The following is a 26,199-nucleotide window of genomic DNA, read 5'->3' as shown; positions in this document are numbered from 1 at the left end:
CGGCGCCGGTCCGCGCCGGAAGACCCCTTACCCACAGGGATCTCAGGCGCGGAGGGTCACCAGAACGATGCCGGCCGTCGCGGCGCCGAATGCCACGGCAGCGAGGCCGTGGGAAAGCCGGTGTGCGCGCAGTACGGGGAGGAGCCGGTCGGCCGCGAACCTACCGGGTCCGGTCAGTGCCAGGCTCGCGGCGGCGGCGAGGAGCAGCAGTTCGAACTCGATGCCGGCGGGGCTGAAGAATCCGCCGCCCCACTTGACGGCGACGACGTTGAGCATGACGCCCACGACGCCCGCCGCGGCGAGCGGGGTGAGCAGGCCGATGACGAGCCCCAGGCCGCACAGGGTCTCGGTGAGCCCGGCGATCACGGCCATGGTGTGCGTGGCCTCGTAACCGTTGCCCGCGAAGAACCCCGCGGCGCCGTCCAGGCCGCCGCCGTCGAACCAGCCGAAGAGCTTCTGGGTTCCGTGGGCGGCCATGGTCAGGCCGACCGTCCAGCGCAGCAGCAGGAGCCCGAGGTCACTGCCGGACCAGGAAGGCGCGGGAAGGGATGTGGCGTCGTTCGGGGACGTGGCGCCGGCAGGTGTGCTGTTACTGGCGAAAACGGACATGAGTGTCTCTCCTGTAGGGAAGGGCGTACGTGAGGCTGCTGCTCCCGGAGGCGCAGCGAAGCGACGCCGACCAGCGCTGTCGGGCACTGTCGGCTTGCGGGTGGAGAGACCCGTCTACGTTCTGATGATCTGGATTCCGTACAGGTCGACCGATGTGACGTCCTGGTGCGAGGTTCCGGCGAGGACCGGGACGACGTGCGGAGGGCTCGGCGGCGTGGACGTCGACTTGGGGGTGTGCGACCCCGGCGGGTCGGGACACGGCACGACTCCGCCCCTCGGATCCGCCGGCTGCCCCTCGTGGCAGCCGCGGTCCTCGGCCTGGGAGTCGGCCCGAGGCGCGACGGAAACGGCGGTCGCGCGGCGTGCGGTCTCGGGTCCGACAGAAGCGGAAGCCGATGCCCCGTCGATGCCGAACAGGGGAGCCAGGAAGACGAAGATCAGGGCGATCAGCGCCACGCGGACGGCGTGCCCCCGGGGTCGTGCCGTCCGCGTCGTCATGCCCCGGCCGGTGCGGGGACGGCGCGGGCAGCTCTGGCTCATGGCGGACACGCTACTAGCCTTGAACTTTCAAGTAAAGCGGCGTGAAGATCGGCGGACTCGTCCGCGATGCTCACCGCTCGGGCCCGGAGCTCTGCTGCGACCGGCTGAACGCCGCTAGCCGCTCGTGCTGCTCGCCTACGCTGTCGGTCATGAGTCGTTGGGAAGAGTTGACCGGTGGGACGTCCGGAGAGGACTACGCCGCCCGGTTTGCCGCCCTGGCCGGCAGCGGCAGGGACATGCACGGTGAGGCACGGCTGTGCGCCACGCTGGTGCCCGCCGGAGCGAGGGTGCTGGATGCCGGGTGCGGTACCGGCCGGGTCATGATCCGGTTGGCGGAGCTCGGGTATGACTGTGTCGGAGTCGACCTCGACGCTTCCATGCTGGCCGTGGCGCGCAAACAGGCACCCCACCTGCCCTGGATCCAGGCCGACCTGGCCACGTTCGACCCGGCTGAACTTCATGGTGGCGCGGACTTCGACCTCGTGGTGGCCGCCGGCAACATCTTCCCGCTCCTTGCCGCGGGCACGGAGGCCGCGGTGGTCAGCCGCTTGGCCCGGAGCCTGCGCCCGGGCGGCCTCATGGTCGCCGGATTCGGCCTGGACGAAGCCCACCTGCCGGTATCGCCCACCCTGACCCTGCCGGAGTACGACGCCCACTGCGCCGCGGCCGGCCTCACCTTCGTCGACCGCTTCGCCACGTGGGACGCCCACCCCTACGAGGGCGGCGGCTATGCCGTCAGCGTCCATCGGGCGCATCACGGCTGAAAGGGAACGACCGAGAAACCGTCAGCGCCCGACGGTTCCCGAGCTTTCGGGGTGCGCCGGGGCGGGGGCTCCGTCGAGCTGAACGGGATTAGCCGGCCCAGTAGTGCAGCAGGGCCCGGACCGCGCGTCGCGGTCCGGGCCCTGCCCCATGTGGTGCCGCCCCGCGGCGGCGGTGCGTCAGTTCTGTGCGGTGTCGTCGCTCGCCTGCCCGGCGTCGCCCTCGGCCGTGCCGACCTTCTCGCGCATCTTGCGCACCAGCTCCGCCTTCTGGTCGGCGGCACCCTGACGGTCGAGGTTCCGGTGCGGACCGTTGTTCTGCCGCTCGGCGCGGGACAGCCTCTTGCGCTTGCCGCCGCCCATGCCCACAGGGTTGTTGATGTTCTTGCTCACAAGTTCTCCCAAAATGGTGTGAAGTGCCTAAGTATTCATCGGAGGGGACGGGCGCGGCCCCGTCGAAGGACGTCAGCGGAAGCCCGTCACGCTCTCACTCGTAAATCGGCGTCTGGAAGAACATGGCCAAGACGTTACCTGGTTCCGTCGGCCCCGCACACCAAGTTGTTCGTGCCTAAGCGAGCCGATCCGACCCCCGTCGACACATGGCCCCTGTCATCCGGTGTGGACTTTCAGTGCTGTGCGGATCGCGGATTCGAGGGCTCCTTCGATCCATGCGGGCTTGAGGGAAGTGTGGCAGCCCGCGAAGTGCAAGGGGCCCTCGGAGGCAGGGATGTCGGGGAAGAGTTCGGTGTGCTGACCGGGAAGGAGGACGGATGCTTCCCCGTAGGCGTAGGGGTCGCGCATCCATGACTGGGTGCGGCCCTTTCCCGTGTAGAAGATTTCGGTGCGCTGGCCGTACACCTCCTGAACACCGGTGAGCGCCAGGGGGTAGCGCTCCTCGTCGTCGTAGGCGTCCCACTTCAGGGCGTCGTCGGACCAGGTGTAGGAGGCGAGCAGAACTCCACCCGGACTGCCGGGAACGGGGTGGGAGGGTTCATAGATGAAGCGATTGGGATTGTCGGTGATCGAGCCGCCGCCGATGACCCGCGCCGCTTCGGGTTGGTTTCGCTGGGGGGAACGGTGCGCTGCGTAGTGGATGCGCTGGCGCTCGGAGACCTGGCCCTCGGGGACGGAGGGGTGGGCGCCGAGCAACGAGCCGTCCGTAGGCGCTTTCCCGGCACGGTATGCCTCGTACAGACCGGGGCGTACGGCGTCGAGTTCGCGTTTCCAGTCCTGTTCGCTGAACTCCCACCAGCGGCGTGAGAACTCCAGGAGCACCTTGGTGGCCGCGTCGTAGTGGAGTTCGGTGATGGCGCGCCGTTTCCGGTAGGAGATGGCGGGTGTGAAGGTGACGTGGCGCAGCCCGGAGAAGGGCACGGTGATGATCGCCTCGTCGCCGGTGAACTCTTCGGTCACGGGCCGGCTCGTGCGGCTCTCGGAGACGGTGTGCACGGTGACGCCGCCGCCGGGCCGGTAGTCGATGCGCACGGCGCGCCGGTCCAGGTGTACGAGATCCCTCACTTGCTCGTAGAGGGCGTCGACGAGAGTGGCGGTGCCTCCGGGCAGCTCGTAGAAGGCGGTGCCCGGGCTGATCAATGCCGCGGAGAGGAAGCTGTGGAGGAAGGAGAGATGCAGGCGCGAGGTGAGGTTCTGGACGGTGCCGATCAGGTCGATGGTGTTCTCGTCGAGTCCGGCTCGTTCTTTGAGGTAGCGGTACATCGACCAGTGCCCGTACGTGTGGAGCACTCTCGCCCAGCCTTCGACGAGTTCGCGGCCGCTCTTGCCGTCGACCAGTGCTCTGGCCGGTGCCAGTGCGGCGCGCAGCAGGTCGGCCGCCGGGGTGTTCTCATGTCGCGCGGGGACGCCGAAGGAGCGGTTGATCCGCCGGGGCCTGTCCTGATAGTCGGAGCGGCGGGCGCGGATGCCGTTGACGTGGATCCATGTGCGGTTCGCGGGCTTCCCCGAGGCGTCGATGTCGATGAGGTGGAAACGTCGACGCTCGAGGCCGAGCGCTTCCATCAGCCCGGTGACCAGAGGGTGGCTGTCGGGGATCCGCATCGCTCCGGCCTCCGCGTACTGAGCGGGGTCGGCGAACGGCTGGTCGGCATTCTCATGGCCACCGGCGCGGAACGTCTTGATGCGCCCGCCGACCCGGTTGGCGTTGGCTTCGAGCACGGTGACGTCGTGCCCGGCCTCGCGCAGGAGGTGGGCGGCCACCATGCCGGCCGGGCCGGCCCCGATGACCAGAACCTTCCTTCTCACGCCCCCACGGGGCAGGCCCTTGCGGAGCAGGATGTCGGTGTACGCGGGGGTGAGGGGCCTGTTGTCCTCGTCAAGGACGAGGATGGCCCGGGCGACTGCCAGGCAGGTCTGCCAGTCGGCGCCCCCGGCCGGCGTGGAGGGTGCGGCCAGGGGCGCGAGAGCGGGCGCGGCGGCCGCCTGCGGGGCGGAGCCGATGAGGCCGGCAGTCAGAGTGGTGCTGCCGGCCGCGGCCATGACGGCGCGCCTGGAAGGCTGTGCGTTCATGGTCACAGCCTCGCCCGGCGACCGTGTTGTCCTGGCCGGGACACCGCGCCGGAGAGCGCGGGTCACCCGGTCGGACACACGTCCTTCCTCACAGGCCTGACTCCGCGCAGGATCCTGCCCGGCGACCGGGCCGACCCGCAACGCAAAAAGGCCATGTTCCTGGCCATCTCGCTTCTTGGGGACCCGAGCGGCGCAGAGCCGCCACCCCGGCGCTCAGGACTCGTCGTGTGTGCCGGCCGACAGAATGATGATCTGGTCGTCCTTCGTGTAGCTGACCCGTTCCGCCTTGTCAGGGTTGATCAGAACCCCGTAGTCGGGAGGCAGTTGGGCCCGGGCGCGAATGCGGTGGCCGAGGGCGATCTCACCGCACCGGGCGGCCGCGGCGGTCACCGTGAAGAAGTCGGTGTCCGCCCCGGTCCGTACATAGCAGGCCATGGGGCGCAGGCTGATCTGGACGCCCCGCGGTCCGAACAACTCGTCGAAGATCTGGCTCAGTCGGGGGTTCTCGGAGAGCTGGGCGAGGCACAGGCTCACCAGCTCGCTGCTCACGATGAAGTCGTCCGCCTTCGCCGCCCGGGCCAGGGCGCGGTTGCGGTCGTCGGCGATCTCCGTGGCCAGGGAGAAATCGTGGGAGTGCCGGGCCGCCAGATCGCGTAGCTTCAGCAAGGTGGTGAGGGTGCGGGCATCGGAGCCGCGGGGGTCCCGCTCGTTCGGGCAGACGACCATGACGTGGTCGTAGGCGCCGAGGCCGGCGGACTCCAGCACCTCCCGACGGGTGGTGTCGGCCTGGCGGAAGGACACTTCGGGGACGCTGTCGCCCGCGCCCGTGAGCACTTTCTCGGCGCCGGTGAGAACTTTCGCGGCGCCGGTGAGGTCGGTATCGGCGATCACGTCCACCCGGGATCCGGCAGGCAGCTGCGTCTGAAGCTGGCGGACGATGTCGGGCGCGTGTCGACTCCAGCCCACCATCAATACCCGGCGGCCCGGCCGCTCGGGGACATCGGGGGGTGAGATCGCCGTCTCGTCGACGACGGGCACCGTTTCGGACAACACCACTGTGCCGTCGTCCTCGCTGATGGCGACGATCTGGTCCTGTGTGCGGAGCACTGTGTCGTGGCGGGGGTTGAGCCGTACGCGGCCGGACGCGTCCATCAACCCGATCACGCACGAGGTCCGGTAGGCCCCCAGCGTCTCCCCGAAGGTCCGCCCGACCAGTTCGGGCTGCGGCTGCATGTAAATCTCATCGCCTTCGAAGTCCAACAGGTCGGTATAGACCGCGGACAGGCCGCACTGAAGGCTCATCTGCACCATCAACCGGGAGATGAACCCCTGAGCGCTGATGACATGGCAGGTGGCACCGCCGGCCAGGCGCGCCACGGACAGGTTCTGTGCCTCCTGGACGCTGGCCACGATCACCGGTGCGGCACTGGCCCCGCTCCGCCCCCGAGGAGCCTGGCTACTCCCCACGGCCAGCAGCGACTTGACGACCGCGATGTCAGGGTCGTCACCCTCTGGCGGGATCACGATGATCGAGCGTGCGGTCGAAGGATTGACGATCGCGATGTCGACCGGGTCGGTGGGGTCACCGCTGCGGCACACAACTCTGGTGGTTGCGGTATGTCCCACCCGTTCCCGGATCGCGGCTTCCATCTCCGGGCGGTCCTTCTCCGCGAGGATGGCCACACAGGCACGGCGCCGGCTGCGATTGGCCTCCACCAACTCGCTGAGCACGGTGTAGACATGGGGAGACCAGCCCAGTACGACCGTGTGCCCGCTCTCGGCGACGGGTGAGCGGCCGCGGCGCAGGCGGGCCAGCTGGTTCTGGAGCCCCGCGCTGATCACCGGGATGAGCGTGCTCATCAGGAAGATCCCGCCGAAAGCCATCAGCGCCGCAACGGCCAGGAACGGAGCCGGACCCCTGTCCCTGGCAATCACCGCTGGGCTGATGACCCGCAGGAAACCGGACCACAGCCACGATTCCCCACCCTGCGAAAACGCCCCCGTCGGAGCGAGCAACAACAGCAGCGCCCCATTGAGCAACACGAGTACACAGCAGGCAATGGCCAGCACTCCGATGAGGGCCGGCGTTCCGCGCGCCATGACATTGTCGAATCTGTACTGCAACCGCTGAAGCAACGTCGCCCCTCGACCTCGGCCCCGACCCGCGTCTCTTCCGCCACCCGAGCTCAGCCCAGCTTGCGCCCCACCCCGAGGCTTGATCATTCGGCATGGGCCCGATCGCCCGCTCGGACGATGTCGTTCATCCATCCGCCCCACACCGACGACGGAGAGGCCGACCGCGTGGCGACCTCGTTGGAGTCGTGGGTGCAGCGGTGTGCTGGACCGGCTGTCGGCACCCCCGACCCTCGGACCGGGCCGTTCGGGTGACCGGCCCGGGGCCTGGCGAGGAGAGGAGACGGGGCTTCCCGAAGGGCCCCTGATGCGCTACCTGACGGCTCTGGAAACGTTCGACCGGCACTTTCCCACGCCGATGAGGTGAGGTCGGCACGAGGCCACAAGGGTGATTGTCATACCGCAACGGAGACAGCGGGCGCGTTCCTTTCCGTGGGCAATGCGGTCCTCGTCGAGCATGGCGGCATGCGTATCCGCTGGAGGAAGGCGTTGGTGTGGCCCTTGCACGTATCCGCACTGCTGATTCTGGCCTGCGCTGTCGCGGTGCCCGGTGGAGGACGCGCGAAGGCCGACGGCGCGGGGAACGGCGGTCTGGCACTGCAAGTGAACGTCAACTCCCGGCCGGGCACCGGGGCACTGCATCCCGGCATCCGGGTCGGTGACCCCGTTCACAAGGTCTACCGCCTGATCAATCGTACGGGGGCCGACCTGTTGAACGTGCGGGTGACCGACCCTGCCCTCCCCCGGGGCGTGGCCGTCAACTGCGGGGGACGGCACACGGTGGCGATGCTGCGGGGTCTCAGCTCGGCCACGTGCATGGCCGAGACGCGGGCCGCCCCGGGCGTCCAGGCAACGGACGTCACCGCCGTCGGTGCTGTCCGCGCCATGAACACGGAGTCCCGGGCCCGCGCACGGGCGGGATACCGGGGGGTGGGAGGAGTCCTGGCCCTCGTCCAGACGGTCGAGGTGGCCCCGCAGCGGGGCGTCATCAATTACACGGTGACGAATCGGGGCGACCTCACCGTTCACCAAGTCCGCGTCAGTGACGCGCTGCCGCAGGCGAAGGCCGTCGACTGCGGGGCCGGCCGGCCGGTGGTGCCCCAGATCGCTCCCGGGCGCTCCGCTTCATGCCGTTCCATCGCCCACGCGGCGCCGGGCATCTATGAGAGCAGGGGCTTCGCCGAGGCCAACGACCTCACGCGGACGCTGGGACGTACCGGCGCGCTGGTCCCTCCCCCGCGCCTCACGGCACACTCCTCGGTGCGGTTCACCCTGCGGGCCGCTGCTGTTCGGCCCCCGCCTCCCCCTCCGCCCGGCGCCCGGACCGGGCAGCGGACCGCTCCTCTTCCTCCCGGCGCGCGACCTGTCCCCGCAGTGCCCGCGCCCGGCCCGCTCCCCGTTCCCCCGGAGGCCCGGCTCGCGCCACCGCGTCTCTCCGTCGCACCCCCGGGGATCCCACGCACCACGCCGGGTCTCTTCCTCGCGCCACCAGCGGCGCCGCCCGCTCCGCCGGGGCCGCCGGGGCCGCCGCTCGCCCCGCCGGGTCTCTTCCCCGCTCCCCCAGGTACGGTCCCGTTCGCGCCACCGGGTCTCTTCCCCCTGCCTCCGGGCACGGCCTCTTTCGCGCCACCGGGTCTCGCGCGACCTCCAGCCGCTGCGGTCCGGCCACCTCTGCTGCAGCCAGTGGTCCCGCCGCCTCTCCTGGACCCCGATACCTCCAGCGTGACACCGGTGCGCCCCGAACACACCGCCCAAGATGTGGAGCTCCTGGACCGCCTCTATCGTCCAGGACACGGGCCCACCGGGACCGGCCTGGTGGCCCTCCTGTTCCTGATCGTGTTTCCGGCGGTCCTGGCAGCAGTCCTGCTCGGCTCGCGCCTGAAGTGACGCACGGACGCCCCGGTAGCCGCGCCGTACGCAGAAGGAGCGCTCATGACCGAAACGATCGCGCTGGTCCTGGGTGTGTCCATGCTCGCGGCCGCGAGCGTGCTCCTGCGTCACCGCTACTGGCCGAACGACGACGCCGAGCCGCGGGAGGACGTGGCCGAGTACATCGCCATGATGGTCGGCGTCCTGTACGCGTTGCTGCTGGGACTGTCGCTGGTGTCGGTCTGGGAAGGTAGGTCCAGCGCGGAGGAGCACGTCCAGAACGAGGCGAACGCGGCCCACGAGATCTACCAGCTCGCCGGGGGCCTGCCCGAGGCCGACGCGGTGCGTCTGCGCGAGAGTGTGACGCAGTACGTACACCACGCGGTGCGCACCGAGCTCCCTGCCATGGCGGCAGGAGAACCTCCGGGGCAGGAGGGCTGGCGTCTCCTTCAGAATGTGCGCACTGCGAACCGGGCTCCCGCCGACGCGAAGGCAGTGGAGCAGGTCACCGTGCAAGAGGTGGCCAACCAGGTCTCGGTCATGGGGGACGCGCGCCGGGGCCGGGAAGCTGACGCACGTAACGGTCTGTCACCGGTCCTGTGGTTCGGCCTGCTGAGCGGCGGAGTGCTCACCATCGCCTTCATGTTCATGTTCGGGATCCAGCGCAGCGTCTCCCATGTCGTCATGGTGATGGGTCTCACCGGCCTGATCACCCTGACTGTTCTGCTCGTCTACCAGTTGGACCAGCCTTTCACCGGCCTCATGGCAGTCGACTCCTCATCCTTCAACCGGTACTTCCCCGGCGCGTAGCCGATGTGCCTCCGGGACGTCGCGAGGGTTCGCTGATCAGGCCGCCGTTCGCCGTGACACCGAGGCGGGCCAGGTTCGACAGCGTCCGCGCCACCGGGGCCGCGGCGCCTACAGCCCACGGCCCACAGCCCACGGTGGGCGACGCAGGGCGCGTGTCGAGGCCGCTGTCGCCGACCACCCTGACTACTCGTCAGGAAGGTCAGCAACCTCCGAACTTGCAAAACCCGCCGCACGCGACCGGTGTGCCGGTCCCCCCCCCGGGGGGGGAGCCCGTCGGCCACCACGGGATGACCTGGGTCAGGCTCGGACGAGTGAGTCGATGAGCCCGCCCCATGCGGGGCCGTCCCACGAGATGATGACGTGGGTGCCGTCCTTGAACTCGAGGGTCCCTCGGGAGCGATCGGGTTCCTTGGTCTGGCAGTTCAGGGTGATGACCGTTTCTTTCTTGTTCTTGTTCGGCTTGAGGGTGCCCGGGCAGGCGAGCTTGCCCGTGGTGGTGACCTTGTTTCCGGCGATCGTCATCGTCGCGATCGGGCTCTTATTGATCGGCTTCCACGTCCCGTCCATGCCGGCGGCTTCCGGAGCGGCGCTCTTCCTCTCCTCCTGCTGCGGCTTCTTACTGCTCTGGGCGGCCGGCTTCTTGGCCTCGTCGTCCTTGGAGTCGCTTCCGCCGCAGCCGCTCAGCAGCATGGCGGAGAGCCCCAGTGCTATCCCGGCGGTGGTCTTGCGCATCGAGTTTCCCCTTCATGACGGCGTCGCCGCACCGTCTTGTACGTTCGCAAAGTCTGTACTGCCGGTCGCGAGCTCAGCCCGAAGTCACGTCAGCACCATCACGCACGCTATCGCCTGGCCTGCAGGCGCGACCGCCTTGGTGGGTTCGTCAGGCAGCAGTTGCGGCGCGTGATGGAGGAGACTGCAGTGTTCCTCGCATACGTTGCCGGACTGCGCGTGACATCGGCGTGCGGGTGATCAGCTGCGGTCTGCGGCGCTGTTGTCGGTGATCGCTCGGAACAGCTGGCGAGCCCGCTCGCAGAACTGCTCGACCTCCGTGATGTCCGGCTCGTCTCCGTCCACCAGCATGCGGGCCTGGAGTTGCTCGGACCGCAGCCCGCCGTAGCGGGCCCGCACCTCAGCGGTCACCGGCTGGACCGCGATGTGCAGGTGCTTGCGCGCGTCGCGGCCGTGCGACCACATGCAGACGTAGGTCTGCTCGGGCCGGCACAACGTCTCCACGACACGAGCGGTATCGCGCAGCAGGGGGCCGAGTTCCGCCGCTGCCATATCGTCGAGCTCCGCGATGGCCACGACGTGCTCCCGCGGACCGACGATCAGGGTGCCGAGATTCATCGGGCCGACGACGTGGTTCACCACCCAAGCGGCGGTCTCATGCAGGACGCCCCCCGGGTAACTCCCGGCGCCCGGTCAGCAGGTCACACCCAAGACACCCCGTCACATCCACGCGCACCAGCCTATACAGAGCCCGCAGCGACGATGTCGATGGCCAACTTGGCTGCCGAATCTGCAGGTTGGCCTGCGCGTGCGATGGATCTCCCGCAGCGCACGCTGGGGACATGAACGGTGCCCTGATCGTCGTGCACCCGCCATCCGGCACGGGAGGCCGGCGTGGGTGACGTGGCGGGCCGGGCGGGCGCACCACTACGAGGCAGCCTGACGCTGCTCTGGTGATGTGCCGCGCCGGAACGCGGGTAACCGACCAGCAGCGGCCACGGTGGACGGAGCGTGGCTCGCCACCGACGGAGGAGGCCAGGCTGTGGAGCACGTGTACTTAGCCGCCGATAACCCCACGCCGTTCTGGCCCACGGGGGCAATCATGCTCGTCGTCATCACGCTCATATCCGGATCGATCGGAGTCTGGCGAACCCGCAGGATGAAGAGGGGCAAGAGGTACTGATCGCGACCGAAGGGCCGAGCCCGGGGCCTCCTGGCTGCCTAACGCTCCGGGGTGGCCGCCAGCGACGGCACGTGGACCGCCGCCGGAGCCCCCCTACGAGAAGGTGGCCCCCAGGATCCTCGACTGGGCGCAAAGCCCGGCCTCGGAGCGGCGCACCAACCAGTTGACGCTCGAGGACCTCAAGGCGATACAGCGCGGCTGACTGACCGTGCCGGCACGCGCAAGCCGCGATCCGCAGTCGGGCCGATCACATCTGGGATCGGCCCAACCCTTGGGTCCGGGCTGCGCCCGCTGGATCTCGATGTCGAGGTCCTCAGCTGGGCGCCACCGACCGCCCCGTCCGGATGCCTCCGTGCGGTGGGTGTGCTTTGGGTGGCACCTTGCCGAGACCGAGCTCTCGCACCGGGCGGCCATCCGCGCGCGGGTCGGTGTCAGGTCCAGCTCACGACCGTCCGAGGGTCGGTGAACCCCATGATGAAGGAGACAGTCGTACGGTTGCCGGTGTTGGCGTCCACCGCGTGCACGAAGGCACCGTTGAAGGCGTAGATGTCACCCTCGCGTATCTCCAGGCGCAGCTCCTCGAAATCCGCCAACGCCTCGGCCGCGTAGGGCAGCCCCGTCCGCTCGATGCCGAGCGAGTGTCGGGTCTCGTCGTCGGGACGGATGTTCCAGATCACCAGCCGCCCCCCGTCGCTGTGTTCCGTGCACATGTTCACCGCGCAGATCTGGTGGTCCAGGACCCGCTGGATCTCGAAGCCGACCTGTCGTGGGTCCTTGCACTGCGCTTCGTCCTCGTGCGGGTCGAGGGAGAAGTCCCCCTCCTTGTCCCACGCGCGGATCAGTGCGGCGCACGCCGAGCGGCCGTTCGTCCGGGCCACCCGCAGGGACGCGCCCTCCTCACGGAGGGCCTCGTTCACGCCCTGGCGGAACAGGTGCCAGGGCGAGTCCGGGGCGTCGATCACCTTTCGGACGTGCTCGGCCACCTCGGCGGCCTCGCCGAGGTAGGTGTCGGTGTCCTTGTTCCAGTGGTAGGCGCCGACATAGTGCGACGGCTCGCCCTCGCGGTGCTGCCGGGCCGGGCTGGCCCAGAACCGTTCGGTCAGGCTTTTTCGCGCCGCCGGAGGGATGACGTCCCGGAAGATCACTCCGAGCCTGCGGCCGTGCAGGACGTCCAGGACGAGTCCGTAGTCCAGTTCACCGCGCTCCTCGAAGCGGAAGAACTCCTTGTCGGCCTGACGTCCACTCAGTCGTATGGTGCTCTGGTGCATTTGTTCTCTCTCTTTCACGCGTACACCACTGCCTTCACTTGAGCCAGGGTGGGGAGAGGGTGAGCGGGCAAGGCCCCTGAATCAGCTCTGCTGTTCGTATTCGACGAAGAGGGTCCGGGCGAGGTGGGCCCGGTAGGCCTCGGCCTCGGCGTCCGTCGTGTGCCGGGAGATCACCATGACCGGGTAGCCGGAGAAGTCCGGGTAGGGGCGCAGCACTGCGCCGGGGCCCACTGCCTGCACCACGTAGTCCACTCTCGGGTCGTCACGCACCGAGTCCAAGCCGCACACCTGCTTGACTCGCCCCCCGTCGCCCACTGGCACCTGATAGGCCGCCACGTGCCCGACCGGTACGGGCTCCGCACGCCAGCAGAGCGGTTCCCTGCCGATGTGGATGCGCAGCGCCTCAGCGGCGAGGTCGACCCCGCTGCTCAAGTGGACCAAGTGGTGCATAAATCCCCCGCCACCGATGCGGGCGCCCATCTCCAGCAGCACCGGCCGCACCCCGCCGACCAGTCGCAGTTCGGTGTGCGTGGTGCCTTCCGTGACCCCGAAGGCGTGGTGGGCGCCGATCACCTCCGCCTCGATCGCGGCGAGTACCTCGGCGGGCAGCTGGGCGGGGGCCCGCAATGTGGTCTCCTCGAAATAGGGCCCCACCAACTGTCCCTTCCAGCTGATGCCGCAGACCCGTACCCGCCCCTGGTGCACGAGGGATTCGGCGGAGACCTCGGGCCCGTCGAGATACTCCTCGACCAGTACGCCGGTCTCCGGAGCCGATCCGTCGGCGGCGCCCAGGTGGTGGGTCTCGATGAGCTTCCAGGTGCGGGCCACAGCTTGCTCAAGGCCGTCCCTGTCATCTACACGGATGACCCCGAGGCTGGAGTGGCCGTTCGCGGGTTTGACCACGACGGGGAACCGCAGGGACAGCGCGTCGGTCCAGGCGTCCGGAACGTCGACGACCACGAAGCCCGGGACGCCGAGGCCCGTTTCCAGTAGCCGACGGCGCATGCTGCGCTTGTCGCGGACCACGGCCGCCGCCTGCTCGGTGAGGCCGGTGAGACCCAGCTCCCGAGCTGCGCGGGCCACGAAGGGCACGACCCTCTCGTTGCCTGCCATGATTCCGTCGAAGGGTTCCCGCTTGTAGCGGTCGGCGAGCGCGGCCAACGCGCTCTCCGGGTTCTCGTCGATGTCCAGGGGCAGCAGTTCGACCACCGCCTCGGCCCGCTCGGCGGACTCCGCGGAGTCGTCGCCCCTGGGGACGAGGATCAGGTCGATACCGGCACGCACGGCTGCCTCGAAGACCCAGGGATACGAGGACAACTGGCCGACGAGAACGAGCTTCGGGCGCTGTGGCATGGTGGTTCTCCAAGATTCGGTTCCGGGACGGGTATGGACGGGGTGCGTCAGCGGGCGGTGGGTTCGTGGCACGTCGGAATGCGTCCGTGCCAGCCGCGTGGCCGTCAGGCCGAGCACATGACCGACCCTTCGCTCTGCCGCGCCGCGAACCGGCGTATCCCGGGCTCCCACTCGTAGGAGAACCGGCCATTCGCGCACGGCCGCCGTGCGCGCAGCAGATAGCTCTCCGACAGCTCCTCCAGCAGATCCTCGGCCTGCTGGTCGCCGATCCCCAGCGACGCAGCGACAAGCGCCGGGGTGAGCCGGTCGGGGATACCGGGAGACAACAGCGTGTAGGCCGGCCCCCTCGACGCGGCGGGCAGCATCGCGAGCGTCCGGTCGAAACCGGCTCGTATGCCGAGCGGATCGTTGTCGGCGCTCCCGGACGCGAGGACCCACGCGGCGGCCTGCCGCGCAGTCCAGTGCGGACGGCGGCGCAACTGCGCGGCGACCGCGAAGAGCGCGCCCGGCAGCCCCTGGCACAACCCTGCCAGCCGTCGCAGCCCCGCCGGGTCCCTGGTGGTCCGGTGGCTCGGCACGGCGGATCCCAGCAGGTGCAGACAGTCTTCGAAGGGCAGTCCCGCCAGTTCGACGTGGACCGCCGACGACGACACGAACAGCCGCCGTCTGCTGGCGATGAGCACTCCGCAACCACTCCCGGACGGCAGCAGCGGCGTCAGCTCCCGTAGGTCGCAGACGTCGTCGAGCACCACCAGAACGCGCCGGTCGGCGGTCCAGCTACGGAACAGCAGGCTCAGGTCGGTGGTCCCCAACCGCAACTGCTCCTCCGTCGCGCCGAGTCCGCGCAGGAACGAACGGAGCGTCTCGGCGGGCCGCACCGGTCGGTCGACGCCGTCACGCAGACGGGCGTAGAGCCTTCCGTCCGGGTAGTGACAGCTCACCTGGTGCGCGGCGTGCAGGCACAGCTCGCTCTTCCCCGTGCCGGGAGCGCCCCCCACGATCACGACCGGCCGGTCCGTGCCTGTCCGACCGGCCAGCACCGCGGTGACACGGACCAGTTCGTCGGCGCGTCCTGTCAGGCGTTCGCGTGGGGCGGGCAGATGGCAGGGCGCTCGGGTGTCGGCAGTCATGGCCGTGGACCGCCCGGTGGGACGCAGTAGTCGCTCGTCCGACGTGAGCACGGCCGTTTGCAGGGCCTGGAGTTCCGGGGAAGGGTCGAGGCCCAGGTCGGCGGCGATCCGCGTGCGTGCCCGTTGGTAGACCTGGAGCGCCTCCGCCCGGCGGTTCAAGCGGTAGAGAGCCGTCATCAGGTTGCGCTGGGCCCACTCGTCGGTGGGCTCCCGTCCGGCCATCGAGGTGAGCTCACCGAGCACCTCGTGGTGCCGGCCGAGGTTCAGGTCCGCCTCTATCCGCAGGTGGTGCGCGCTGGTACGCAACTCCTTGAGACGGACCGCCTCGACCCGCAGGGCGGGACCCTTGCGCACATCCACCAGGGCGTCGTCCCGCCACAGCCGCAGCGCCGCGGCGGCCGTGTCACGGGCCCGTGCGAAGTCCTCGTCACGGAACTCCGCGCGGGCCCGGGCGACCAGTGGTTCGCACCGGAAGACATCGACGTGGTCGGCGGGCACCGACAGCTGGTAGCCGCCGTCGACCGTGCCCAGCAGTGGGCCTGCCGCACGCACCGCGCCGCCGCTCCTCGGGTTGCCGAGGGAGAACCGCTTCCTGAGCTGGTACACGTACGTCTGCAGAGCGGTGTGCGCGCTGGCCGGCGGATCGCCGTCCCACAGTTCGTCCATGAGTTGCTCGAAGCGCACCACCCGCCCTGTGTTCAGCACGAGCAGTGCCAGTGTCTGCCGTACTTTCTGGGCGGCCGGCGCCAGGTCGACGCAGTGATCGTCCCCATAGGCCTGGAGCGGCCCGAGAAGGTTGACTCTCATGAAATTCGCCTTGCCTCATGTTCCTTCGGCCCCGTCGGAGATGTCCCGGCCCGTATGGGGCTTCACTGCCGGTGTGCGGCTCCCGGTCAGGCGTTCTTGGACCCCGCCGACGCGGCCAGCGTCGGGTGGTGCCTGGCCACGATCTCGGGGAAGGAGCGGACCAGCCCCTTCATGACGTTGTCGCCGTACAGGGCGAACAGCGGGTTGTCGGCGTCGGCGACGACTCCGCCGGAGGCCGCGACGTAGGGGCTGGGCAGCGGTTGCATCGTGGCGTCCAGCCGGGGGTTGTAGAAGAAGGGGATGGAGTATCGGTCGACGCCCGGGGCGGGCCGGATCACCCGGTGCTTGGTGGCACGCAGGTAACCCCGGGTGGCCACCTCCAACAACTCGCCCAGGTTCACCACGAACGCGCCGGGTATGACCGGGACCTCGGCGAACCGGCCGTCCTCGACCGCGACCTGGAGACCGCCGGTGTCGTCCTGGACGAGCAAGGTGAGCAGGCCGAGGTCGTTGTGTATGCCGGTCCCCTGGCCGTTGCCCGCCTCCTCGTCGGTCCGCGCGGGACCGGGATAGTGCAGGAGCTTGAGGTGGATCTGCGGGTCCGGGTCGACCACGTCGTCCAGGAACCCGGCGGGGGCATCGAGCGACTCGAGCAATAGCCTCAGCAGCCGGTGCGACAGGTCGGTCAGCCGGGTGATCCAGGATTCGACGGCCGGCCGCAGCTCAGGCATCGCCCCGGGCCACCGGTTCGGGCCGATCAGGCACTGGTGGGCGGGATCGCCGGGCGCGGGCGGTCGCGCGGGCTGCTCGGGCCCGATGTCCAGCTGTAGGCGTTGGTCGGGGATGCCCTTCGTGTGTTCGCGTCCGAGCTCCGAGTAGCCCCGGAAGAGCGGCGAGTCGAGGATGTTCAGCGCGAGCCGGTCGGCCTCGGGGAGGGCGAAGAACCGGCGGGTCAGGTCGAGCATGTCGTCGGCATCGTCGACGCCGTGGCCGACGAGCTGGAAGAAGCCGACCTCGTGGACGGCCACGCGCAACCGGTTCAGGAACTGTGCGCGTGCTTCTTTCGAACCGGTGGCGTCACGGAGGTCGAGCACCGGAAAGGTGTCGGTCATGGCAGCTCCTTCGCGGGGCTCGTGCGGTAGGTCGTCGGGTCGGTCACGCCGGCGTCTCGGAACGCTTCCTGCCGGTCCCAGCAGGAGGCGCACCGGGCGCAGTGCCGCGCACCGCCTCGCATGCAGGTCCAGGTCTCGGTCCAGGGGACGCCGAGCTCCTCCCCGAGCGACACCACGCCGCTCTTGCGCAGCTCGGCCAGCGGTGCCAGCAAGGTCAGTTCGGGGTGTGCGTATCCGCAGGTCGCGATCTTCTCCATGGCCAGGAAGGAGTCGAGGAACGCTGTATTGCTGTCGGGGGCGGCCTGCGCGTCGTCGATGACGCCGATGGCCACCGCTTCCGCCTTCTCGGCGACGGCGAGCGCGAAGGCGACGGACAGCAGCAGGGCGTTGCGGTTGGGCACGACGTTAGGGCTCTCGCCGGGCGACTCGCTCTGCTGGTCCGGCACGTCGACGGCCGGGTCGGTGAGCGAGGAACCGTGCATGAGTCTGCCGACGGGGCTGAGATCGACGATGTCGTGCGGTGCCCCGAGCGTCCGGGCCGCCTTCGCGGCGAACTCGTGCTCGATGAGATGGCGTTGTCCGTAGTTCACGGACAGCAGGTGGAGTGTGTGGCCTTGTGCCTGGAGGTGGTAGGCCATGGTGACCGAGTCCAGGCCGCCGGACACGATGGCGACAGTTTTGGGCATGCGTCACCTTCCGGTGGGTGAGAAAGGAGGGGGCACGGTGGCGGTCAGGCCGCCGGTGTGGCGGGGACGGACAGCCGGCTCGTCCGCCGGCCTCTCCGGTAGGCCAGTTCGACGTGGGCCCGTGGGGCTGCCGGCCGCGTCGTCACGGTTCGCTCCTCGCTCCACCCCACCAGGCGGTACTCGCCTCCGCCCAGGGGCACCAGCGGGAACAGGTGGTCCCGGGGGGAACGAACGGCCAGGCCCGTATCGGTATCGACGATGCTGAAGGTGGCCTGCGGCTGCGGGCCGGTGAGTGACCCGAACTCCTCCACCTCCAGCAGGTGCGCCGGCGCGTCGAAGGAACACCGGGCAACTTCCCGCTCGGCGTCGGTGAGTGCCACGGCGGGCCGGTTGTGGAGCACGTCCGAGCCGTTGAAGTAGTCGGCCCAGTCGGCCGGGAACAGCTGTGCCAGCTCGGGCGTGACGAGCACGTCCACGACAAGGTGCACCCGGTGCTCGGTGCCGAGGTTCTGGATCTGGTGCATGCGGCTGAAGTCCCCGAACCAGAACTCACCGGGCTGCCACTGATGGGTCACTCCGTCAAGAACGAGGGTGGCCTTCTCGTGGGTGATGACCGGGATGTGCAGCCGGGCGACACCCCAGTCCGGGGCGAACTTGTGGTCGCGGTGGGGGTATCCGACGGTGTCGGGTCCGAGATCCATGAACCGGGCCGCGAAGAGGGGCCCCGGAATCGAGCGCAGGACCTCCCGCACGTACGGCATGTGGTCCAGCCACTCGGTGTCGGCGAACTCCGCGCCTCCGGGGCCGCCCGGGTCGGTCCGCGTCTTGTCGCCTCCGGGACTGCGCACCGCGAGGCAGCGCCAGTCCTCTTCGGCCTGTCTGACCACGACCCCGTCCCGGTACACGCGCTGTTGGTCCCAGAGGTGGTCGCGCGCGGTCATCAGGTCGGCCACCAGCCGGTCGGCGTCGAGTACGGGGAGAAGACGAACCGCTTCCGCGGGCGTCGAGGAGCTGTACGTGTTCATCGTTGTCCTTCCATGTCGACCCGCGGTCGAACGGCTGGTCACACCCGGAGCAGGTCGAACAGCTCGGCCCGGAGCCCGGCGTCCGTGCTGAACTCCCCGCGGTACGCGGTGGACGTCATCTGCGCGGGCGCCTTGATGCCGCGCATCGACATGCAGAGGTGCTCACCCTTGGCTATGACCGCGACGTCCGGAGTGCCGCTCAGCGTGCTGATCTCCAGCGCGATCTGGTCCACGAGACGCTCCTGTACCTGGAGCTTGTGCGCGTACTGATGGGCGACCCTGGCGAACTTCGACAGGCCGAGCAGCTGGCCCGTCGGGCGGTACGCGATCGTCACCGAGCAGTTGAACGGCAGGAGGTGGTGCTCGCACAGCGACCAGACCTGAATGTCCGAGACGACGACGAGCTGGTTCGTGCCGATGGACTCGAATAGCGTGCCGAGCGAGCCCGGCTCGTAGTCGATGAACTCTCGCCACCAACGAGCGAACCGCGCGGGTGTGTCGCGCAGTCCGTCGCGGTTCGGGTCCTCGCCGATCTCCTTCAGCAGTTGGCGGGCGATCCCGATCAGCGGGTCTTCGGTCGTCTTCGAAGCCGATGAGCCATTGTGTACATTAAATTCCGTCACCGACATGCGGTCACCTTTCGTCCGGGATGCTTCGAAATCACTGGCCTCACGGCCGGTACTCGGCCCACGTCTTGGGCGTTTCTGATATACGCACGCAGGCCAGCTCGGGAAACTCCATCGACCATGTCTTGTATATCCAGGACGCCATGTTCTCGGCTGTCGGATTCTCGTCCATCACATCGTTCAGGTGGCGATGATCGAGGTGGTTGTCCAGCCACGCCTTGAACGCGGAAAGGTCTCCGTAGTCCCGGACAAAGCCCACCGGCAGGAGATCGGCATCCTCGGACTTGAGTTCAAGCTCGATCACATAGTTGTGCCCGTGCATGCGGGCACACTGATGCTCAGGAGCAAGGCCGGCGAGCTGGTGACTGGCCGAGAAATCGAATTTCTTCGTTATGGTGAATGCCATCTGTCCGGGTTCCTTTTTTCTCTGCTTGTACCGCTGTTCACACACCGCGTTTTTCGTCCCACAACAAGGTGTGCAGTCTGGTGGTCAGGTTCCAGCCGCGCTCTATCACCGCGTCGGCCAACTCGCTCAAATGCTTGGTGACCTCGTCGGCGGTACGCCCGATCGGCATGATCCACACCGAGGGCAGCTCGAAGGCGGCGACCAACTGGGCCACTTCGTCGAGATCGCGGGTGTTGCGGCAGACGAACTTGAACGTGCTGCCCGGAAGTGCCGCGAGGCTGGTGAGCGCGTGAGGAACGATCCTGCGCCGCAGGAGATCACCCGAGTGCGACAGTTTCGGCGAGACGTTGAACCTGACACCGGCGGCGACAAGTTCGGGGTGCGCGGCGTGCGTCCCGTTGGTCTCGATCTCGATCTCTCTGCCGCGTCCGGTCAGGGCCGCCACCAGAGGGATCAGTCGCTCCTGCTGGCCCAGGGGCTCTCCGCCGGAGATCACGATCAGCTCGGTGTCGAATCCGAGCAGCTCCGCGAGGACGTCCTCGACCGGGCGGCGGTGCAGTTCCTTGCGCGGATCGTGGGCAACCCCGCTCTCACCGGCTCCTGTCCAGTCCCACGTGTAGGGCGTATCGCACCACGAGCACGACAGGTTGCACCCGCCGAGTCGCAGGAAGGCGCATCTGCGTCCCAGTGACCGGCCCTCGCCCTGGACGGTCGGACCGAAGATTTCATTGACTACGAGATCCATGGCCACCGTCTCCTATGCGTGGGACGGCGCGATGGCGGCGGGCTTGCGTGCTTCCACGATGAACCAGTGCCGGCTCAGGCGGACTCCCTGATCGGTGGCCATCGTGGCGACATAGCGATCGAATGCCTCCTTGTCGGCCGCCGTGTCGTAGGTATCGACGATCGGAACTTGGTGCAGAAAAGTGTCCAGGTCGTCCGCCGAGTGGTAGAACTCCTCGAATCGGAAAGCCTGGTTCGTGGTCACGACAAGACCCGCGTCCGACAGCTCTTGTGCCGGCTCCTCCGACAAGGGCCTGCCGTTCCAGCTGCCGAAGTTCTGGCCGCGTCCGAGTGTTTCCTTCAGCTCGCGCGCGTCCTGCTCACCGATTCCCATGTACAGAAAGGAACCGCCGGGGCGGAGCACTCGCTCGAACTCACGGGCAATCAGCGGACCGCGACGGGAAGTGACCACGTCGATGGAGCCATCGGGCAACCCCGTGTCGGTGGCATCGCGCAGCTCGAACGTGACGTGTTCAAGGCCCGCATCCGCTCGGTGCCGTGCGGCGCATTCCAGCATCGCCGGCGACAGATCCATCCCGATGACGGAGCTGTACGCAGAAGAGACGCGCAGCAGACTGCGGCCGTCGGCACATCCGACATCCAGCAGCTGGGCGTTCTGCGCTCCAAGTGCGGTCACCAGTTCATCGAAGACGGCGTCCGGACGGCCGTCGGGGAATATGTCAGTGCTCCGTGCGTTGCTGAAGTAGCCGCCGAACCGCTCGGCCACCCGCGAGTAGAACTCCGCATCCATCATTCAATCCGTCCTGCTTCATTGATTGGGCAGCCTTTGATGTAGTGGACAACCCGCGATGGAGTCACCTCGGCTTTTCGCTTTCTCAGAATGCGATTTCCGCGGTGCCGCCGTCCAGGTCACTCTGTGCCCAATGACTGTTCACTCCTGTCCGTCGAGTGCCTCGGCGAGGCCTTCGACGGTGGGGTTCCTGAAGACCAGGACCGGAGGGACCCGGCGCCCCAGTCGCTCGCTGAGCCGGCCCGCGACCGCGGCGACGGTCAACGAGGTGCCACCGACGTCGAAGAAGTCGTCCTGCGGCCCGAAGTCCTCCTCGACGCCCAGGCACTCGCGCCACACGTCGGCGACCAGGAGCTGCTGCCCGGTGAGGGCCCGGCCGGTCGCCGGGGCTGCGGCGGACGCCGGGCAGGGAGCGGGCAGTGCGTTCCGGTCGACCTTGCCGTTCGGGGTGAGCGGCATCGCTTCGATCACGGTGTAGCTCTGCGGCATCATGTACGGCGGCAGTCGCTCCGCGAGATGGGCGCGTAGTTCCGCCGGGTCAGGGGCGGGCCGGCCGGGGTGTTCGAGGATCAGGTAGGCCGCGAGCTGGTCGACGGCCGCGCCGGTCCGGCGCACGGCCACCACGCAGTCGGCGAGGGCCGGATGGCTCTGGAGCGCGGCCTCGATCTCGCCGGGCTCGATGCGGAAACCGCGTACCTTCACCTGGTGGTCGTTGCGGCCGAGGAAGACCAGGTTTCCGTCGGGCAGCAGCCGGACCACGTCGCCAGTGGCGTACATACGGGCGCCAGGCTCCCTGGCGTACGGATCGGGCAGGTACGCCGATGCCGTGCGGCCGGGCCTGCCGAGATATCCGCGGCCGACCGCGCCGCCGCCGACGTACAACTCGCCCCGGCAGCCCGGCGGGACCGGACGCAGCCGCGGGTCCAGTACGTAGAGATGTGCGTTGTCGGTCGCCCACCCGAACGGGACGCTCGGGAGGTGGCTGTGCCGGTCAAGCAGTTCCTCGGTGATCGGGCAGAACGCGGAGGTGACGGTCGCTTCGGTGGGCCCGTACTCGTTGAAGACCTGGCAACCCGGCGCGGTGACGGACAGGACGCGGCGGGCCACGTCGTGCGGCACGGTCTCGGCGCCGGTGAACACCAGGCGCACGGAGGCGAGTTGTGGCGCGGGATCAGCACCGGACTCCAGGAGGATCCGCATCTGCGAGGGTGTCGCGTTGAGCGTGGTGATGCCGCGCTCGGCGACCTCTCGCAGGAACTGCTCGGGGTCGTAGGCGGCGGTGGGGCTCGCCAGGTGCAGTTCGGCGCCGGATATCAGGCACTGGAAGATCTCCCAGACCGAGTTGTCGAACGCAACCGAGTGGTTGAGCAGGGCCCGGTCCCTGCCGGTGAGCCGGCACAGCCGCTGATTCCACTCCAGGAATCCGGTGATGTTGGCGTGGGTGATCGCGACGCCCTTGGGGTTGCCGGTCGAGCCGGATGTGTAGATCACGTAGGCGAGGTGGTGCGGTTGCGGCTCTGCGGCCGGACCGGCATCCGTGACCGGCCCGTCGTCGGCCCCGGACTCCTGGTCCACCGCCACGAGACGCACGCCGTCGCAGAACAGGGCCGAGGCGGGGTGCTCCGGGTCCGCGACGACCAGGCGTACACCCGAGTCGGCCAGCAGATACCGCAGCCGCTCCGTCGGGTGGCCGGGGTCGAGCGGTACGTAGGCTCCCCCCGCCTTCAGCACCCCCAGCAGGGCGACCACCAGCTCCACCGAGCGTTCCAGGCAGACGCCGACCAGGCTTTCGGGGCGTACTCCCCCGGCTCGTAGTTCCCGGGCCAGGGCCGAGGCCCGCTCGTCGGTCTCGGCAAACGTCAGCGACCGGCCGTCGCCCACGACGCACCGCGCGTCCGGCGTGGCACGCACCTGGCTGTCCCACCGGCGGACCAGCGTGGTCGGCTCGGGCAGCCGGCCGGCCCGGTCGCCCAGGGTGAGGGCGTCGCGCAGTTCGTCGGTCGGGACGATCTCCACCTCGGACAGCCTGGCTGTGGCGCCGGACACCATCTGCTCGATCACCCGCAGGAAGTGTCGGCCGAGACTCCGGACGAAATCGGCTTCGAACAGGTCGGTGGCGTACTCGATGGAGATGCTGAGGTCGCCGGCCCCTGTCGCATGGTCCGTGACGTCGAAGGCGAGGTCGAAGCGGGCGGTGCCCAGCCGTCCTTCCAGCTCCTTGCGGTCGTACAGTTCGGTGACGTGACCGGCCACCGGCTCTTCGTGCAGGGCGAGCAGTACCTGGAAGAGCGGATTACGGCTCAGGTCGCGCTCCGGGGCCAGCTCCGCCACCAGCTTCTCGAAGGGCATCTCCTGGTGCTCGTACGCCTGCCGTGCGACGTCCCGGACGCGGCCCAGCAACTCGCGCCAGGACGGGTCGCCCGACAGATCGGTGCGCAGGACGACAGTGTTCACGAAGTAGCCGACCACGCCCTCCAGTTCCGTGCGCGGCCGAACTCCTGTCAGGGTTCCGACGGCGATATCGGTCTCGTCGGCGTACCGGCCGAGCAGTACCTGCAGCGGGGCCAGCAGCCCCATGAACAGGGTGGCCCCCTCGGAGCGGCACAGCGTGCGCAGCCGGTGCGCCAGGTCGACGGGGACGCGCAGGAGTTCGCGGCGACCGCGATGGCTCGCGACGGCCGGCCGTGGGCGGCTGGTCGGCAGCTCCAGGACGGGCACGCCGGACAGCCGGGTGCACCAGTGGCCGAGCAGCCGCTCCAGCTCGGAGCCGGTCAGTCGTTCGCGTTGCCAGGCTGCGTAGTCGGCGTAGGTCACGGGCAGCGGTGCCGGGGCGGGGCGGCGGCCGGCGGCGAGCCCTGTGTAGAGCTCCCCCAGTTCTCGCACCATGAGGTCCAACGATGGCCCGTCGCACGCTATGTGATGGAACGTCAGCAGGGTGATGTCGCGGGTCGGGGTGCGCAGCACGTCCGCGCGCAGCAGCGGTGGGTGGTCGAGGGCGAAGGGAGCGCGGATCCGCTCTGTCATCAGCGCGTCCAGGTCCTCCTCGGCGACGTCGGTGCGGCGCAGCGGTACCGGTCCCGGCTCGTGCAGTTCGGGGTGGGCCCGGCCACCGACGGTGACGAAAGCCGTGCGCAGCGCCTGGTGCCGGCGCACGAGGGCGGACAGGCAGTTCTGCAGCAGCGTGAGGTCGACGCGCCCGCCGGGCAGTCCCAGGGCGACCGGCAGGTGGTAGGCGGGTACGGCGTCGTTCAACTGCTCGAAGAACCAGATCCGCTCCTGGCCGAAGGAGAGCCGGGAGGTCGCGGCCGTGGGGATCGGTTCGTCCCGCGAGGGCGCCATGCCGTCCAGGGCGGCGGCGAGCATGACGGGGGTCGGATGCGTGAACAGCGACTGCGTGTCGACCGGTATGCCGAGCTCCGCGCGCAGCCGGGCCACGGCTCGTACCGCGCTGAGCGACTGGCCGCCGAGGGCGAAGAAGTCGTCGTGCGGGGACACGTCGTCGAGCCCGAGCACCTCGGCCCATACGCGGCGCACCGCCGCGGTGTGCGGCGGCAGCGAGGTGCCGTCGGGCGCCGGTTCGCCTGCCAGAGCCGGGCTGTGCGGAACCCGCCGCACTGCGGTCCGGTCGGCCTTGCCCGCGGGGGTGCGGGGCAGGGCGTCGAGCACCGCGTAGCCCTGGGCCACCATATGGGCGGGCAGCCGCCGTGCGAGGTGGGCCCGCACCTGGCGGGGCAGGTCCTCGGGTGGGGTCCGCGCGTCGTGCGCGGGCACGAGGTATGCCACCAACTGGTCCCCGCCCACGGCCTCGCGGTCGACGACGACGACCACGTCCGCAACGAGGGGGTGGCTGCGCGCGCAGGCCTCGATTTCGCCGAGCTCGATGCGAAAGCCGCGCACCTTCACCTGGTGGTCGTCGCGCCCCAGCACTTCCAGGGTGCCGTCGGTGGACCAACGGGCGAGGTCGCCGGTCCGGTACAGGCGCCCGGAGGCATCCGCGAACGGGTCGGGCACGAACCGGTCGGCGGTCAGCGAGGGCCGGCCGACATAGCCGCGTGCCACACCCGCGCCCCCGATCCACAACTCGCCGGTGATCCCTGGTCCGACCTCCCGCCCGCTCTGGTCGACGACGTGCAGCCGGGTGTTGGACAGGGCCGTTCCGACCGTGATCCGGTCGGCCACGGTGTCGATGCGGGCGGCGGTGGCCCACACCGTCGCCTCTGTCGGCCCGTACAGGTTCCACAGGGTTCCGCCGGTGGCGAGCAGGTCGCGGGCAAGCTGCGGATCGAGCGGCTCACCGCCGGACAGCAGTACTCGGCCGTGCCCGTCCGCCCAGCCGGACGCCAGCAGAATCCGCCAAGTGGTGGGGGTTGCCTGGACGACGCCCACGTCCGCGTCGGAGATGGTGGCGGCCAGCAGCTCGGGGTCGGCGTTGGCGGCGTGGGGGGCCATCACCACCGTCCCTCCCCGGGTCAGCGGCCCGAACAGCTCCAGTGCCGAGATGTCGAACGACAGCGGGGTCAGCGCGAGTACCTGCTCGTCCGCCTTGAGGCCGAGGCGGTCGGCCGCACTCTCCAGGAGTGAGGCGATCGCCGCGTGGTCGACGGCCACCCCCTTGGGCAGGCCGGTCGAACCGGAGGTGTAGATCACGTACGCCAGATGGTGCGGGCGGACCACCTGGTCCGGCGGTGTGTCGAGCGCTTCCGTGGCGAAGTCCTCGACCAGCAGGACGTCGGCAGCGCCGGACGCCACAGCCTGCGCCCGATGGTCCGCGTCGCACAGGCACCACTTGGCCCCCGAGTCGGCGCTCATGTATCGGAGCCGGTCGGCCGGATAGTTCGGGTCGAGGGGCAGGTACGCGGCGCCCGCCTTCAGGATGCCCAGCAGGGCCGCGACCATCTCCAGCGAGCGGCCGAGACAGACGCCGACCAGGTCCTCCGGTCCGATGCCGCGTGCCCGCAGCCCGGCGGCGAGCGCCGCGGCCCGGCGGTCCACGTCGGCGTAGGTGACGCGGTGTGCTCCCGTGACGACGGCGATCGCGTCGGGGGTCGCGGCCGCCTGCCGCTCCCACAGGGCGACCAGGGTGGTCGGGGCCATG

At 69.3% G+C, this 26,199-nt stretch carries 21 protein-coding genes; 3 read left to right on the top strand and 18 right to left on the bottom strand.

The window, feature by feature from the left end:
* Positions 1-42 precede the first annotated feature (42 nt).
* Both ACH4D5_RS19510 and ACH4D5_RS19505 read right to left on the bottom strand, forming a co-directional pair.
* Positions 43-609, bottom strand: a complete 567-nt coding sequence (locus ACH4D5_RS19510; protein WP_398303864.1) for a DoxX family protein — start codon at positions 607-609, stop codon at positions 43-45.
* Positions 610-723: 114 nt separating this feature from the next.
* Positions 724-1,149 (bottom strand): hypothetical protein, encoded by a 426-nt coding sequence (locus ACH4D5_RS19505; protein WP_398303863.1) that lies wholly within the window; start codon positions 1,147-1,149, stop codon positions 724-726.
* 149 nt (positions 1,150-1,298) lie between these two features.
* On the opposite strand from ACH4D5_RS19505, the gene ACH4D5_RS19500 reads away from it, so the two are divergent.
* Positions 1,299-1,913: a class I SAM-dependent methyltransferase gene (locus ACH4D5_RS19500; protein WP_398303861.1), complete on the top strand. Its 615-nt coding sequence runs from the start codon at positions 1,299-1,301 to the stop codon at positions 1,911-1,913.
* Positions 1,914-2,090: 177 nt separating this feature from the next.
* Here ACH4D5_RS19500 and ACH4D5_RS19495 read toward each other — a convergent pair whose 3' ends face one another.
* From ACH4D5_RS19495 to ACH4D5_RS19485, 3 genes are all read right to left on the bottom strand, one after another.
* The gene (locus tag ACH4D5_RS19495; RefSeq protein WP_398303859.1) at positions 2,091-2,303 is read right to left on the bottom strand and encodes a DUF6243 family protein; all 213 of its coding nucleotides are present in this window, start codon (positions 2,301-2,303) and stop codon (positions 2,091-2,093) included.
* Between the two features lie 216 nt (positions 2,304-2,519).
* A complete protein-coding gene (locus ACH4D5_RS19490) occupies positions 2,520-4,433 on the bottom strand; it encodes a flavin monoamine oxidase family protein (RefSeq protein ID WP_398303857.1) in 1,914 nt (637 codons plus the stop codon).
* 213 nt (positions 4,434-4,646) lie between these two features.
* Complete coding sequence (locus tag ACH4D5_RS19485) at positions 4,647-6,533, bottom strand: potassium transporter TrkA (RefSeq protein WP_398303855.1); 1,887 nt, start codon at positions 6,531-6,533, stop codon at positions 4,647-4,649.
* A gap of 1,764 nt (positions 6,534-8,297) precedes the next feature.
* On the opposite strand from ACH4D5_RS19485, the gene ACH4D5_RS19480 reads away from it, so the two are divergent.
* Positions 8,298-8,453 (top strand): hypothetical protein, encoded by a 156-nt coding sequence (locus tag ACH4D5_RS19480; RefSeq protein WP_398303853.1) that lies wholly within the window; start codon positions 8,298-8,300, stop codon positions 8,451-8,453.
* Between the two features lie 45 nt (positions 8,454-8,498).
* Positions 8,499-9,245 (top strand): hypothetical protein, encoded by a 747-nt coding sequence (locus ACH4D5_RS19475; RefSeq protein ID WP_398303851.1) that lies wholly within the window; start codon positions 8,499-8,501, stop codon positions 9,243-9,245.
* Positions 9,246-9,542: 297 nt separating this feature from the next.
* On the opposite strand, the gene ACH4D5_RS19470 is transcribed toward ACH4D5_RS19475, so the two are convergent.
* The 13 genes from ACH4D5_RS19470 to ACH4D5_RS19410 all read right to left on the bottom strand — a co-directional run bounded on the left by ACH4D5_RS19470 (position 9,543) and on the right by ACH4D5_RS19410 (position 26,198).
* Positions 9,543-9,977, bottom strand: coding sequence for a hypothetical protein (locus ACH4D5_RS19470; RefSeq protein WP_398303849.1), 435 nt, complete (start codon positions 9,975-9,977; stop codon positions 9,543-9,545).
* 237 nt (positions 9,978-10,214) lie between these two features.
* Positions 10,215-10,616: a hypothetical protein gene (locus ACH4D5_RS19465; RefSeq protein WP_398303847.1), complete on the bottom strand. Its 402-nt coding sequence runs from the start codon at positions 10,614-10,616 to the stop codon at positions 10,215-10,217.
* Positions 10,617-11,588: 972 nt separating this feature from the next.
* Positions 11,589-12,425 carry a hypothetical protein gene (locus ACH4D5_RS19460; protein WP_398303846.1) on the bottom strand — a complete coding sequence of 279 codons (837 nt, stop codon included), beginning with the start codon at positions 12,423-12,425 and terminating at the stop codon, positions 11,589-11,591.
* 81 nt (positions 12,426-12,506) lie between these two features.
* Positions 12,507-13,778 carry an ATP-grasp domain-containing protein gene (locus tag ACH4D5_RS19455; protein WP_398303844.1) on the bottom strand — a complete coding sequence of 424 codons (1,272 nt, stop codon included), beginning with the start codon at positions 13,776-13,778 and terminating at the stop codon, positions 12,507-12,509.
* A gap of 104 nt (positions 13,779-13,882) precedes the next feature.
* Positions 13,883-15,715, bottom strand: coding sequence for a BTAD domain-containing putative transcriptional regulator (locus ACH4D5_RS19450; RefSeq protein ID WP_398303842.1), 1,833 nt, complete (start codon positions 15,713-15,715; stop codon positions 13,883-13,885).
* A gap of 86 nt (positions 15,716-15,801) precedes the next feature.
* Positions 15,802-16,827 carry an isopenicillin N synthase family dioxygenase gene (locus ACH4D5_RS19445; RefSeq protein WP_398303840.1) on the bottom strand — a complete coding sequence of 342 codons (1,026 nt, stop codon included), beginning with the start codon at positions 16,825-16,827 and terminating at the stop codon, positions 15,802-15,804.
* A complete protein-coding gene (locus ACH4D5_RS19440) occupies positions 16,824-17,513 on the bottom strand; it encodes a 7-cyano-7-deazaguanine synthase (RefSeq protein WP_398303838.1) in 690 nt (229 codons plus the stop codon). Before ACH4D5_RS19440 ends, ACH4D5_RS19445 begins: the two co-directional genes overlap by 4 nt.
* Before the next feature lie 44 nt (positions 17,514-17,557).
* Positions 17,558-18,538 (bottom strand): aspartyl/asparaginyl beta-hydroxylase domain-containing protein, encoded by a 981-nt coding sequence (locus ACH4D5_RS19435; RefSeq protein ID WP_398303836.1) that lies wholly within the window; start codon positions 18,536-18,538, stop codon positions 17,558-17,560.
* 38 nt (positions 18,539-18,576) lie between these two features.
* Positions 18,577-19,167, bottom strand: coding sequence for a GTP cyclohydrolase I (gene folE, locus ACH4D5_RS19430; protein ID WP_398303834.1), 591 nt, complete (start codon positions 19,165-19,167; stop codon positions 18,577-18,579).
* 40 nt (positions 19,168-19,207) lie between these two features.
* Positions 19,208-19,570, bottom strand: coding sequence for a 6-pyruvoyl trahydropterin synthase family protein (locus ACH4D5_RS19425; protein WP_398303833.1), 363 nt, complete (start codon positions 19,568-19,570; stop codon positions 19,208-19,210).
* Positions 19,571-19,607: 37 nt separating this feature from the next.
* Positions 19,608-20,315 (bottom strand): 7-carboxy-7-deazaguanine synthase QueE, encoded by a 708-nt coding sequence (locus ACH4D5_RS19420; protein WP_398304841.1) that lies wholly within the window; start codon positions 20,313-20,315, stop codon positions 19,608-19,610.
* Positions 20,316-20,327: 12 nt separating this feature from the next.
* Entirely contained in the window at positions 20,328-21,107 is a 780-nt protein-coding gene (locus tag ACH4D5_RS19415) for a class I SAM-dependent methyltransferase (RefSeq protein WP_398303831.1), read from the bottom strand.
* Positions 21,108-21,245: 138 nt separating this feature from the next.
* The gene (locus ACH4D5_RS19410) at positions 21,246-26,198 is read right to left on the bottom strand and encodes an amino acid adenylation domain-containing protein (RefSeq protein WP_398303829.1); all 4,953 of its coding nucleotides are present in this window, start codon (positions 26,196-26,198) and stop codon (positions 21,246-21,248) included.
* Between the last annotated feature and the right edge of the window lies 1 nt (position 26,199).

Origin of the sequence: Streptomyces sp. NPDC018029 (assembly GCF_044327655.1) — a bacterium.
In the GTDB taxonomy this organism is placed as follows: Bacteria; Actinomycetota; Actinomycetes; order Streptomycetales; family Streptomycetaceae; genus Streptomyces.
This window is presented reverse-complemented; position numbering and strand designations above follow the sequence as displayed.